The organism is Spirillospora sp. NPDC052242 (genome assembly GCF_040679555.1).
GTDB lineage: Bacteria > Actinomycetota > Actinomycetes > Streptosporangiales > Streptosporangiaceae > Spirillospora.
The window spans coordinates 21,185-33,809 of record NZ_JBFAUZ010000031.1; the positions used below are offsets into that span (position 1 = coordinate 21,185).

Below are 12,625 nucleotides of genomic sequence, written 5' to 3' on the forward strand. Positions count from 1 at the left end.
GGCTAGCCGGAGACGCCGAACGCCCGGACGGTGGGGAACGTGTTCGAGCCGTCGCCGAGGAACTCGACGCCGTCGCCGGTCACCCAGTGACGCCCGCTGTAGAAGATCGGCGCGGACCAGGCGTTCTCGACCGTGAAGGCGTTGATCCGCCTGTACAGCTCCGCCGCCTTCGCGGGGTCCTGCTCGGCGTTCACCCGGTCGAGCAGCTCCTCGAGCTCGGGGTCCGTGGAGTCGAAGACGTTCTTGGGGCCGTCCGGGGCGAGGTAGTCCTGCACCTCGACGGGGGTGGCGTTGAACCCCTCGACCATGACGAACATCCCGTACTTCTCCGACGCGATCGCCGAGACGCTGTTCTGCGGGGGCGTCGGGTCCCAGGTGACCTCGATCCCGATCTCCCCGAGCGACTGGGTGATCGTGGGCTCGAACGGCTTGGTGAAGAACAGGCTCGGCATGTGGACGGCGAACCCGTCCGCGTATCCGGCCTCGGCCAGGAGCTTCTTCGCGGTCGCGGGGTCGTAGGAGTACGCCTTCTCGAGAGCGGGATCGTACGCGTCGCCCTTGGGGTTGAAGAGCTGCCGCGTCGGCTCGCCGGCCCCGTGCAGCAACTGCTGGACGATCTTGTCGCGGTCGAACGCCATGTTGATCGCGCGGCGCACCCGCTCGTCCCCGAGGGGCTTGAGCACCTCACCGTCCCGGTCGGCGAGGGACAGCGTTCCCACGGCCTCGGCCTCGATGAACTTCGTGTCGAACCCCGCGGACCTCAGCCGGTCGACGTGCGCGACCTCGACGCTCGCCGCGTTCAGCGCACCCGACTGCAGCGCGTTGACGGTGGCCGTGCGGTCCTTGATCACGCGGATCTCGACGGTCTCGAACGGGTACGCCTTCGCGTTCCAGTGGTCGTCCCGCTTCTTCAGGACGTACTTCGAGCCGTTGACCGTCGAGTCGTCCAGGACGTACGGGCCCGACCCGACCGGGTCGAGCGCCGTCCGCTCGGTGTCCAGGGTCTTCGGGTCGCCGATCACCCCGACCGTCGTGGCGAGCGCGTGCGTCAGCGCCCCGTCCGGTTCCTTCAGCCGGAGGACGATCGTGCGTTCGTCCGGCGTCTCGACCGTCTCGACCGCGGCCAGCCTGAACCGGTTCGGACCCGGCGTCGCCATCGTCCGCTCCAGGGTCGCCTTCACCGCGGCGGAGGTCACCGGGTCGCCGCTGCTGAAGGTCATGCCCTGCCGCAGTTTCAGGGTGAGCGTCTTCCCGTCGTCGGAGTGGTTCCAGCTCTCGGCGGCGTTCGGCTTGAGTTCGCCCTCGTTGTCGACCATGAGCAGGGAGTCGTAGACCGCGCTCCAGACGTAGGACTGCGTGCCGTCGACGAGTTGCGCGGGGTCGAACGAGTTGGGGGCTCCCTGGACGGCGAGGGACAGCGTCGCGGCGTCCGCCGACGACCGTCCGCCGGGGGCGCCGCAGGACGCCGTCGCCACCACCGCGGCCGCGGCCAGCGCGGTCAGGGCCCGTCTCCGGCCGGTGGATCGAATGCGCATGTGGGGGTCCTTCGTCTGGAGAACCGTCGGGTGGACGGGATGTTGCGCCTGGGTTACGCGCCCCATCAGACGATCGCCTCGTGCGCGGCGGCAAGCAGTTGCCATATGTTGTCTCCATCACTTGAGAGCGTCATTCTCATCGAGTGGGGGTGAGGAACGATGACCGGCACCGCGAACCGTTCCGGCAGACCACCGACGATCTACGATGTGGCGCAGGCGGCGGGGGTCGCGGCCTCCACGGTGTCGCGGGCCTTCTCCCGGCCGGGGCGGGTCAACGCCGAGACCGCCGAGCGCATCCGGCGGGTGGCGACCGAACTCGGCTACCGCACGGCGCCGGCGTCGCCGGCGGCCGCGGGCACGCGCACGTCGATGCTCGCCCTCGTCGTGTCCGACGTGACCAACTCCTTCTACGCCGAGATCATCCGCGGCGCCGAGTCCGCCGCCGCCGAGGCGGGCTACGTCCTGCTGCTCATCGACGCGCAGGAGTCCGACACGCTCGAGCGCGACAGCCTCCGTCGCGCGCTGCCCGGGGTGGAGGGCATCGTCCTCGCGGGCACCCGCCTGCCCGACTCCGCCATCCGCGTGGTCGCCGGGCAGCGCCCCACGGTCGTCCTCAACCGCGACGTCGCGGACGTCCCGAGCATCGTCCTCGACGACGCGTGCGGCATGCGCCGGGCCGCCGAACATCTCGCCGGGCTGGGGCATCGGGCGCTGACCTACGTCGCCGGGCCGGAGGCGTCGTGGGCGGACGGGATGCGGTGGCGCACGCTCCGCGAGTCGGCCGCGGACCTCGGCCGCCGGGCGCAGCGCATCGGCCCGTTCGCGCCCACGGTCGCGGGCGGCCGCGCGGCGGCCGCCCGGCTGCACGCCGACCCGCCGACGGCCGTCGTGACCTACAACGACCAGCTCGCGATCGGCCTGATGCTCGCCCTCCAGAGCACCGGGATCCGGGTGCCGGAGGAGGTCAGCGTGATCGGCTTCGACGACATCTTCCCCGCCCGGATCGTCTCTCCGGGACTGACCACCGTGGCCGCCCCGCTGCGCGCCCAGGGCAGGGCGGCCGTCCACGCCGTCCTCGCGCACCGCGGCGAGCCCGCGAGCCCTCCCGTGCGGCCGATGCCGCTCCCCGTGCGCCTCATCGTGCGCGGCTCGACCGCCCGGCGCCGCCGCACGCACCTCGCCGCGGGCCGCACCGGTCCGGCCCGCACGTGACGCCCGTCAGGAGGCGGCGGCCCGTCTCACGTCCTCCCGCACCGTGGCCGAGCGAATGCGGACGACTTCGAACAGGTCGATGACGGGGAGGTCGATGACGAGGGCGCCCCCGTCCATCCGCGTGCCGAGCTCCTGACGGGTCACGAGCGAGACGGCCGACTCGTCGCCGGTCGCACGGTGCAGCACCAGGCGGCCGTCGCCGACGGGCACGTGCGGACCGAACGAGCGCCGCCGTGCTCCCGTCTGGTTGAGCAGGTGCACCACGTAGCCCTCATCGTCCCGCCCCAAAATGAGTTCGACCTGCTCGGGCAGGGACGCGCCGACCCGGACGTCCGCCAGGGGCTCCACCACGCGCAGCAGGTGCTCGCGGATCTCGGTCTTGGCGAACTCCCGGTACGTGCGGCCGACGGTCCACGTGATCATGGACGACGCACCGGATCCGTACCGGATCGAGGCGACCGCCGGATCGCCGCCGGGGGTGTGACCGTAGCTCAGCTCCGGCGGCCCCCACGGGGCCTGGGCGAGGACGGACCCCGCCTTCTCGGTGCCCGGCTTCCAGACGTAACGGGCGTTGGTTCCGTACACCGGGACGACCGACCCCGCGAACCGGTTCTCGTCGGCGTGCGGCTGCTCGTCCAGGGTGGCGTACGTCGACCACACCTCCTCGCCGGACACGATGCCGCCGATGCGGCGGGCCGCCGGGCTCGCCGCCAGTTCCACGCCGCCTTCGGCGGTGATGCCGCTGCCGCCGGTGGTGAGCAGGTTCCCGCCGCGTTCGACGAACGCGTCCAGCGCCTCGGCCGTTTCGGCCCCGAGGGGCCCGACGTCGGGCAGCACGACGAGCCGGTACCGGTCCAGCCGACGGCCGGCCCCCATCGCCGCCAGGTCGCGGAGCCCGACCACGTCGAACGGCAGGTGCCTCTCCTGCAACGCCCGGTACGTCCCGCGGAACTCCTCGAGCGCCCCGCCGAGGCCGGCATGGCCGCCGCGCCCGTCCCCGGACCGCACCAGGGCGATCGTCGCGGCCGGCCGCAACGTCGCGTAGAGATCGTGCCGCTCCCGGTGGAACCGGGTCACGCGCCGGGCCAGCGACACGCTCGCCATCGGCAACCGTCCCGGCGCGCCGAGAATGTAGGTCGAGGGATTACCGCCGCGCGCGATCGCCTGGATCAGGTGCTGGGCGACGTGCTCGGGCTGCTCCGCCCCCATGCGGTACGTCGAGTCGACGTGCGCCGGCACGTTGAGGACGAGCGGCGCCTCCGGCCGGGCCGACACGTGGGCGCTCACCGCCTCGGCGGTCGCGTGGGGCCACAACTCCTTGCCGGGCATGTGCCGGAAGGCGTTGTTGCCCTCCCGGTAGACGACCGGGGCGCCCTTGGAGAGGACGAGCGCGAGGTCGCGGTCGCGCGACGCCAGGTGGGCGGTGTACTTCCGCCCGAGCTCCTCCAGCGTGGCGGCGGTATAGCGCAGCCACAAGGGAAGGTCGGCGGTCTCGTGGATGCCGGGGAGCGCGCGACCGTCGCTGAACTCGGCGAACCGCGCGATGCACGACGCGCAGTGGCAGACGCCGTGGACGACTTCGCTGTAGTCGCGCTCGTTGAAATTGAACCAGTTGACGAAGAAGCCGCCGACGGCGTACCGGTCGAGGATCTCGTCCAGGATCTCCAGTGCGCGCTGCCGGTAGTAATCCCCGGACGGGCATGTGCTGTAGAGCGCGTTGTAGATCTGCGGCTCGCCGGCGGCCGAACTGAACAGCCACTCGGGACGCTCCGCGGCGACCGCGGCGGTCACCTTGGAGAGGTCCAGCCGCGCGATCACCCGGACGCCCCGCCGCCCGGCGGCGGCCACGGCGTCGCCCAGCAGGTCCCCGGAGGGGCGGTCGGCGAGGAAGGGGTTCCGTGCGTGGAACGGCAGGTCGGTCGGATAGAACGCGACGATCCCGCCGGCGTTGACCAGCCAGGTGTCCGCGCCGTGGTCCTCGACGACGTCGAGTGCGGCCTCGACGTCCATGGTGGCGTCGATTTCCTGGAGATTCGTTTGGAAGACCGTGAACGGCCTCTGCCATCTGCTCGGCATGCGGGGTGTTTCTCTTCCTGTCGAAGGGCCGCGGGAGGCGCGGACCGCCTGGTGCCGGATCGGCCCGTCAGCCCGTCCGCCCGTTCGGGAGCAGCGCGAGAGCCGAGTGGTCGTGATCGCCCAGACCGGTGGCCATCGCCGCGTTCATCAGCCGGTGCACCAGCCCGGCGGCGGGCAACGGCACATCGAGCCGGGCCGACGCCTCCACCGCGAGCCCCAGATCCTTGCGGTGGAGCGCGATGCGGAAGCCCGGCTCGAACTCGCCCTTGATCATTCGCTCCCCGTGCACCTCGAGCACGCGCGACGACGCGAACCCGCCCAGCAGGGCCTCGCGGACGGCGCCGGGATCCACGCCGGCGGCCTCGGCCAGGCGCAGCGCCTCGGCGACCGCCTCGATCGTCACGCCGACCACGATCTGGTTCGCCACCTTCGCCACCTGACCGGCACCGGCCGCGCCGATGTGGGAGACGCGCCCCCCGAGAACCTCGAAGATCGGCGCGGCCCTCTCGACGGCCGCGGGGTCGCCGCCGACCATGATCGACAGTGTTCCGTCGCGTGCCCCGACCTCTCCGCCGGACACCGGGGCGTCCAGGTAGCTGCCACCGGCCTCGGCGACCTCGCCCGCGAGTTCGCGTTCCGCGGAAGGCGAGATCGAGCTCATGTCGATGACGAGGGTGCCCGGCCGCAGCGCGGCGAGCACGCCGTCCTCGCCGCGCATCACCGCTTCGACGTCGGGGGTGTCCGGGAGCATGAGGATGACGGTTTCGCTGCTCCGCGTCACTTCCGCCGCGGATTCCGCGAACCGTGCTCGATCCCCGAGCGCCTCCCGGGCCGCCGCACTGTCGCGATGGACGGTGAGCCGGTGACCGGCCGCGATGAGGTTGGCGGCCATCGGCCGTCCCATCACGCCCAGACCGATGAAGCCGATGTCCATTTCCGTCTCCTCAGGTGTTCGATGGTCGTGTCCGGGCCTCGTCGCCCGGACGGTCCAGGGCGTGCGCCTTCAGGGCCTCCGCGACCTCCTCCGGGGCCGCCGCCGGGGCGAGGTGGGCGACACCCGGAAGGATCACGAGCCGTGCCCGCCGCATCGCGCGCGCGATGGCGCGCTGCTCGTCCGGAGGGGTGGCCGGGTCCTCCGCGCCGCCCAGAACCAGCGTGCGGGCGTCGATCCGGCCGAGGTCGTCGCGCACGTCCGCGTCGGCGAGGACGTCGCAGCCGATCGCGTACCCCTCCGGATCCGTCGAGCCCAGCATGTCGCCGTAGGCCCGCACGACCTCGGGCCGGTCGCGGCGGAACTCCGGCGCGAACCAGCGGTCCAGCACGGCAGGGACGATCGCCGCCGTTCCCCGCCGCCGGACGAGGCTCGCCCGTCCGACCCAGCTCCGCCGGTCGAGCACCGCCGCGCAGCACATGACGGCGAGGGACGAGACGCGGTCCGGAGCCCGCCGCGCGGCGCGAAGCGCGATCATGCCGCCGATCGAGATGCCCGCGAGATGGACCGGTCCCGCGCCGAGGCGGTCGATGACGCGCAGCACGTCGTCGACGAGGTCGTCGAGCCCCCGCGGCGCCGCGCACTCCGTGGCGTCACCGTGACCGCGCTGGTCGAACCGCGCCACGTCGAACGCGCCGGTCAAGGACGGCACGACGCCGTCCCACAGAGCGGTGGTGGTGCCCAGCGAGTTCAGCAGGACCATCGTGCCGGCGGCGCCCCGCGGCCCGGTCGCTCGGTCGAGGATGATGCGCGGGCCCGCGGCACCGCGGGGGTCGATCTGTGTTGCGTCGCCTGCTGACATGGAACGTCCTGACTGTCGGAAGAGCGGAGTCGTGTCGGTGCCCGGCGGTTTTCAGACGCGCCGATCGCCCGTATAGACGTCGCGCTCGGTCAGCGCGTTGAGGAGGGGCTCGCCGGCGCGGTAGCGCCCGACGTTCTCGACGATGATGTCGATCGAGCGCTGGGTGCGGTCCGGGACGGCCGGGGTCACGTGGGGCGTGATCATGACGTTGGGGAAGTCCCAGAGCGGGGACTCCGGAGGGAGCGGCTCGGGAGTGGCCACGTCGAGTCCGGCGCCCGCGATCTCTCCCGCCCGGAGGGCCTCGATGAGGGCGTCCTGGTCGATGATCTCCCCGCGCGCCATGTTGATGACGAACGAGGTGTCCTTCATCCGCGCGAACTCGCCGGTCGAGAAGAGGTGGCGGGTGGCGTCGGTCAGCTGTGCCGCGATCATGATGACGTCGGCCTCGTCGAGGAGCCGCCCCAGGGGGTCTCCGTCGTCCGAGGACAGCATGACGTCCACGTCCGGGGCCTCTTCCGCGGGGCGGCGCCGGTACACGACCACGCGCATGCCGAACGCCTTGCCGAGGCGCGCCATCTCCCGGGCCGTGTGGCCGAAGCCAACGATGCCCAGCGTTTTCCCCCACAACGACAGCTTCTTCTCGTAGCCGTCGATGAAGCGCCAGAGGTGCGCGTCCTGCATTGCGAGCAGCCCCCGGGCGTCGAAAGTGAGGGCGAGCGCGAAATAGAATCCGTGCTGGGCCAGAGCAGGGGCGGAACGGCCGGCGGACCCGGTGACGACCAGTCCTCGCTCGAAAAGCGCGGGGCTCGCGGACCTGTTGAGACCGGAATGGTCGCAGTGCACCCACGCCAGGTGCGGCGCGCTGAGATACCGGTCGTCGAGGTCGCCCCCGATGACCGCGACGTCCGCCTTCTCGAGCGCACGGCCGATGCCGGCGTCGTCCCACGGGGCGACGTGGACGAACTCCGCCGGGGCGAACGCCCGGCGCAGCTGCTCCATCTGGTCCGGTTCGAACATGACCGTTGAGAGCACCGAGCGAATACTGCGGTTCCGGTGATCCGGCTCCACGGAATGCGGAGACTGCGTCATAGTGGCCTACCTCCAATAGCTGGGGGCCGCACGCGCGGGCGCCATGCTGATCGCCGGTTCATCACAGCGGTCCGAGGAATCGTCCGGCAACTGCTTGCCACCTGTTGCCATGACGGCGGAGACGCCCCGGCCGTCTCGGCGACGGGCCGAACGGTCGCGTCCGGCCGGCCCGGAGAGCGAGCAGCGAGCACCGCGACAACCGATGGCAACCACTTGCCGCTCATCACGGGCCGCACGTCTGATGCTCTGTGACCCCGGCGGGACGGCGCCGCGGTGGAACGGTGCGTCCAGAGCGAAGGAACGTGTGCGATGCTCATTCGATCCACGGGCCGGCGGCTGCCCCTACGGCTCTCCACGGCGGTGGCGGCCGCGGCCGCGTTGCTGGCGACGGCGTCCTGCGCCGCTTCGGGCGAACAGTCGTCCACGGATACCGAGACGCTCTCCTTGGCCGTCCAGAACACCCCGAACTCGTTCGACCCCGCGCAGCTCCTGAGCGGGACGCAGGCCTACGTCTGGAGCGCGATCTACGACACGCTCCTCTCCGTCGACAACAAGGGCGAACTGCAGCCGAACGCCGCCGAGAGCTGGGCGTACTCCGGTGATCGCAAGACGCTCACCCTGAAGCTGCGGGACGGCATGACGTTCAGCAGCGGAGCCCCCGTGACGGCCGCGGCGGTGAAGGCGACGCTGGAGCGGACGCTGTCGACTCCGGGACCGAACAGCTTCACGGTGGCCTCGGTCGAGTCGGTCGACGCGCCGGACGCGCGAACGGTCGTCCTCCACCTGAAGGGGCCGGACGGTGCGCTGCTGCGCTCGCTGGCGGGCGCGGTCGGCGTGATCGGGGACCCGAAGACGCTGGACACCGAGCGGACGGCGCTGAACCCGGTCGGTTCGGGCCCGTACGTCCTGGACGCGTCGACGGTCAACGGCTCGGAGTACGTCCTGAAGAAGCGGGACGACTACTGGAACGCGAAGGCGTACCCGTTCGAGACCGTCAGGATGCAGGTGATGAAGGACCGCACGGCGATCGTCAACGCGTTGCGATCCGGGAGGCTGAACGCGGCCAGCGTGGAGGCCGCGCAGATCGACCAGTTCAAGTCCGGCGGCTTCGACGTGAAGTTCGTCGAGGCGGTCGTGGTGGGGATGCTGAGCCTCTCCGACCGTGGCGGGAAGGTGGTGAAGCCGCTGGCGGACGTGCGGGTGCGCCGGGCGATCAACATGGCCTTCGACCGGGGGAAGATCGTCGATCAGCTGCTGCGTGGAGCGGGCAAGCCGACGCGGCAGGTGTTCAACCCCCAGGGCGAGGCATACGACCCCGCGCTGGAGCAGAGGTACGCCTACGATCCGGCGGCCGCGAAGAAGCTGCTCGCGCAGGCCGGCTATCCGGACGGGTTCGCGGTTCGCATGCCGAGCCTGTTCTTCACCAAGCCGTTCGAGCCGACGGTCACCCAGTCGCTGGCGGAGATCGGCATCAAGGTGACGTGGGAACCGACACCGCCCCAGAACAGCGCGTCGTCGATCAGTTCCCAGAAGTACGGCATGCTCCTCCAGGTCGAAGGGCTCAACGACGCGTCGATCGAGGTGAAGAACTCGCTGGACCCGGACGGTCCGCGCAACGTGTTCGGCACTCGGGACCCCGAGCTCACGAAGATGCTGGACCAGGCGAACGCCACGGGCGATCCCGCGCAGGCGGCCGCGCTGTACAAGCGGATCAACGCGTTCCTGGTGGAGAACGCCTGGTACGCGCCGATCTTCTACAGCGGGCGCAATTGGGTCACCGCCGATGGGGTCGAATTCCTCGGCGACGGATCCAACCTTTTCAACACCGTCCGCGCATTCGGCATCTCATGACGGCGGCCCGTTCCGGTCGTCCAGGGGCGATCAGGATCAGGCAGGGCAAATCCTCAAGAAGGAGAATGGCCGTGGAACTCGCCCCCACTCGTATCGTGCAGGCCGTCGTCACGACGACGCTCGCGATGCTCATCGCCCTCTCCGCCGCCGGGCCGTCCGATGTCCACGCGCAGCCCAACGCGCTCGGCCCGGCGACCGTCTCGGTCGACTTCGGCGATCAGAAGGGTAGGCTGCTGCGGTCCGAGCGCTACAACAACTACGCCAACGAGAACGCGTTCATCGAACAGCGCTCCGCCGACGTCCGATTCCTCAACGAGCAGGGCCTGCATCAGAAGGTGCACCGGGTGTGGCTCGACCATGCGTTCGAGCAATGCAGCATCGAGACGGGCACGTGCGACTTCTCCGAGAACACGGACGCCTACCTCACCGATGCCGGCAAGCTGTCGGACGCGGTGCTCGTGAACCTCAACCCGAGCGAGTTCGTCCGCGGCGAACGGCTCTACGAGGACCTGCAACCCCTGCTCGAGGTGATGCTCGGAGACCTCAAGAAGAAATACCCGGCCGTGAAATACGTCGAGGTGTTCAACGAGCCGGACTGGCAGTACCACGGGCATGAACGCCACGACGGCCGTCCGGCGGACGAGGTCACCCTGCGACCGGGCGACCTGTACCGCTTCTACGTGCCGTTCTACAAGGCGGCCGACCGGGTCGGCAAGGGCACGAGGCCGGCCGACCGTCTCCAGGTGGGCGGTCCGGCGCTCAGCGTCATGGACCCCAAGTGGATGAAGCCGTTCCTGGACGACTACGCCGCCGACCGCGACCCGCGCAAGCGCCTCGACTTCATCAGCTACCACGCCTATCTGAAGTGGGACGACGACTACCAGGTTCCGACCTTCTACAAGTCCGACCTGCGCCAGGTATCCACGGAACGCGGCGACATCCTGAAGTGGCTGAGAGAACGCCGCATCCGGGGGCGCATCCCCAGCTTCATCACCGAGACCGGCATCTACCCCGGCCCGGCCTACGACGACCGGACCGGCACGACCGACTATCTCCGGCAGGCGGCCGGCATGGCCACCTACAGCTACCTGTACTCCCGGCAGCCCGACACCTACATGTTCAACTGGGTCGTCCGGCACTACGCCGAGGGACGCAAGGACCAGCTGGTGACACGGGTCGGCAACGTGCCTGTTCCCACCGGGATCTTCACGCCCTACGGCAACATGATGCTGATGCAGTCCAAGATGAAGGACGTCGAAGTGTCCGCCACCGTCTCGGGCGGCCGCAAGGACGACAACGGCGTCTACGCGATCGCCTCGAAGGACCGCACGGGGGCGTCGCTCATGGTCTGGAACTGGCAGCACACCAACGACCAGAGCCATCGGGCGACCCTCGACATGTCCCGGCTGCCGCGGCACCTCGCGCACGGGCCGGTGCGCCGGCGCATGTTCAGGATCGATCAGACCACGAGCAACTACTTCACCGACCCGGCCGGGGCCGACCTCCAGCAGGTCTCCGAAAAGATCGTCAGGCCCGGCACGCGCCACAGCGAGACGATCGACCTCAAGCCCAACGCCCTGTACCTCGTCCTCATGGAACCCGCATGATGCGGCCCTGAAAAGTGGGCGGCGGCGCCGTCGAGGACGGCCGCGTAGCTGCGGCTGGTCTATGTGTCCGAGATATGGCCGTACGACATTCCCTTCCGTTCGGCGCCGCGGGCGTGGTGAGGTGGCGGTCGGGGTGAGCCTCGATGGGGACGCGCCCGTGCTGGAGTACGCGTTCGAGGAGGCGGCCTCGCGCGGGCCGCGCGTCCGGGCCGTCCATGCGATCCCGCTTCCGAAAGGGACGGACGCCCGCGCGCGCCGCTCTTGACGCTGCGTGCACACCCCCTTGGCCCCCGCTCCACAGGCGAGCGGCCGAAAAGCGGACGAAATCGGTAGGGACGCGGCGGTAGTGTGCCGCGGTGATCGAATCTGTAGGGTTCAGCGAGGCCGTCGAGGTGGGGATCGCCGCGTTCTGCGCCGGTGCCGAGCCGCCGAGCGACGACGAGGTGTGGGAGCGGCTGGCCGGGGGCGGTGTCGAGCCGTGGCTCGCCCAGCGCCTGATGATCTTCCTGCCGATGGCGTTCACGCGGCGGCTGTTCCCGGACGTCCGGTTCTCCGGCGAGGCGGTCGCGCCGGGCGGTCGGATCCGGCTCGCGGACGAACCGGTGTTCGCGGCGGCCCTCGCGCGCGCGGAGCAGGCCGACCGCGGCGAGTTCGAGCGGGTCGCGCTGCGCAGCGCCGAGTTCGGGGCGATCAACGACGCGCTGCACGACGGGGCGCAACTGACCGACCTCACGCCCGGCGAGACCGTGCTGGGCGGGGATCTGGTGCCGGTCGGGCCCGGCGACGGCGGCGTCCCCTCGACGCGGGACGCGTTCGAGGCGCTCCTGCGGGCGCACGGGGTGCCGCTCGGCGGCGGGACGAAGGTGGACGCGCGGCTGTTCGTGCATCCCGCCCCGGCCGGTGCGGTGATGGTCCAGGTCGACTTCGGCGTGGCGCACCCGGCGCTGGCCGTGCCGTGGCTGGTGGAGAGCTTCGCCGGGCACGGCGCCACCTGGCGCGAGGCGATCGGCGGGGCGCTGCACAAGTTCGAGCGCTGCTCGCTGCATCCGCTTGTCGACGGCCTGCTGCGGCCCGGAACCGCGCCCGACCAGGTGGAGCGGGACCGCTACGCGCACCCGGGCGGCGCGTTCGACCTGGTGCTGGGCGCCCAGCTCAACCTGTTCGCCGACCGGCCGGTGCCGTCCGCCGGTCCGCTTCTCGACCGGCTGCTGGACGCGCTGCGCGCGGAACCGCTGAACCGGAAGGCGCACGGACTGTGCTGTTTCGTCGCCCACCATGACGGGCGGTTGCAGACCAACGAGGTGCTGCTGGACGGCGAGCGCTGGCCCGCTGGGGAGGCCGTGGTCGCGGCGACCCCCGCGCCGCTGCCGGACGGGCCGGTCGCGGTGCGGCTCTTCGGCCTGCTCGTGCCCGCCGCCGGGTAGGCCCGGGCGGGGCGATCGTTTCGCGATCGCCCCGCCCG

The 12,625-nt window shown here is 71.0% G+C and carries 9 protein-coding genes; 4 read left to right on the forward strand and 5 right to left on the reverse strand.

Translation table 11 applies throughout. From position 1 onward, the window contains the following. Positions 1 to 2: 2 nt before the first annotated feature. Positions 3 to 1,535 carry an ABC transporter substrate-binding protein gene (locus tag AB0L25_RS24470; RefSeq protein WP_500174993.1) on the reverse strand — a complete coding sequence of 511 codons (1,533 nt, stop codon included), beginning with the start codon at positions 1,533 to 1,535 and terminating at the stop codon, positions 3 to 5. Between the two features lie 159 nt (positions 1,536 to 1,694). Between AB0L25_RS24470 and AB0L25_RS24475 the strand changes: the two genes are divergently transcribed. After that, positions 1,695 to 2,747, forward strand: a complete 1,053-nt coding sequence (locus AB0L25_RS24475) for a LacI family DNA-binding transcriptional regulator (RefSeq protein ID WP_500174994.1) — start codon at positions 1,695 to 1,697, stop codon at positions 2,745 to 2,747. A 6-nt stretch (positions 2,748 to 2,753) separates the two neighbouring features. Here the strand turns inward: AB0L25_RS24475 and AB0L25_RS24480 are convergent, their stop codons facing one another. From AB0L25_RS24480 to AB0L25_RS24495, 4 genes are all read right to left on the reverse strand, one after another. Continuing rightward, positions 2,754 to 4,757: a beta-galactosidase trimerization domain-containing protein gene (locus tag AB0L25_RS24480; RefSeq protein ID WP_500174995.1), complete on the reverse strand. Its 2,004-nt coding sequence runs from the start codon at positions 4,755 to 4,757 to the stop codon at positions 2,754 to 2,756. Positions 4,758 to 4,890: 133 nt separating this feature from the next. After that, a complete protein-coding gene (locus tag AB0L25_RS24485; RefSeq protein WP_500174996.1) occupies positions 4,891 to 5,757 on the reverse strand; it encodes a 2-hydroxy-3-oxopropionate reductase in 867 nt (288 codons plus the stop codon). Between the two features lie 10 nt (positions 5,758 to 5,767). After that, a complete protein-coding gene (locus tag AB0L25_RS24490; protein WP_500174997.1) occupies positions 5,768 to 6,616 on the reverse strand; it encodes an alpha/beta fold hydrolase in 849 nt (282 codons plus the stop codon). Positions 6,617 to 6,667: 51 nt separating this feature from the next. After that, the gene (locus AB0L25_RS24495) at positions 6,668 to 7,648 is read right to left on the reverse strand and encodes a D-2-hydroxyacid dehydrogenase (protein ID WP_500174998.1); all 981 of its coding nucleotides are present in this window, start codon (positions 7,646 to 7,648) and stop codon (positions 6,668 to 6,670) included. A gap of 366 nt (positions 7,649 to 8,014) precedes the next feature. Between AB0L25_RS24495 and AB0L25_RS24500 the strand changes: the two genes are divergently transcribed. The 3 genes from AB0L25_RS24500 to AB0L25_RS24510 all read left to right on the forward strand — a co-directional run bounded on the left by AB0L25_RS24500 (position 8,015) and on the right by AB0L25_RS24510 (position 12,587). Beyond that, positions 8,015 to 9,556, forward strand: coding sequence for an ABC transporter substrate-binding protein (locus AB0L25_RS24500; protein WP_500174999.1), 1,542 nt, complete (start codon positions 8,015 to 8,017; stop codon positions 9,554 to 9,556). Positions 9,557 to 9,627: 71 nt separating this feature from the next. Continuing rightward, a complete protein-coding gene (locus tag AB0L25_RS24505) occupies positions 9,628 to 11,163 on the forward strand; it encodes a hypothetical protein (protein ID WP_500175000.1) in 1,536 nt (511 codons plus the stop codon). A 356-nt stretch (positions 11,164 to 11,519) separates the two neighbouring features. Continuing rightward, the gene (locus AB0L25_RS24510; RefSeq protein ID WP_500175001.1) at positions 11,520 to 12,587 is read left to right on the forward strand and encodes a DUF6348 family protein; all 1,068 of its coding nucleotides are present in this window, start codon (positions 11,520 to 11,522) and stop codon (positions 12,585 to 12,587) included. The last annotated feature ends 38 nt before the right edge of the window (positions 12,588 to 12,625 follow it).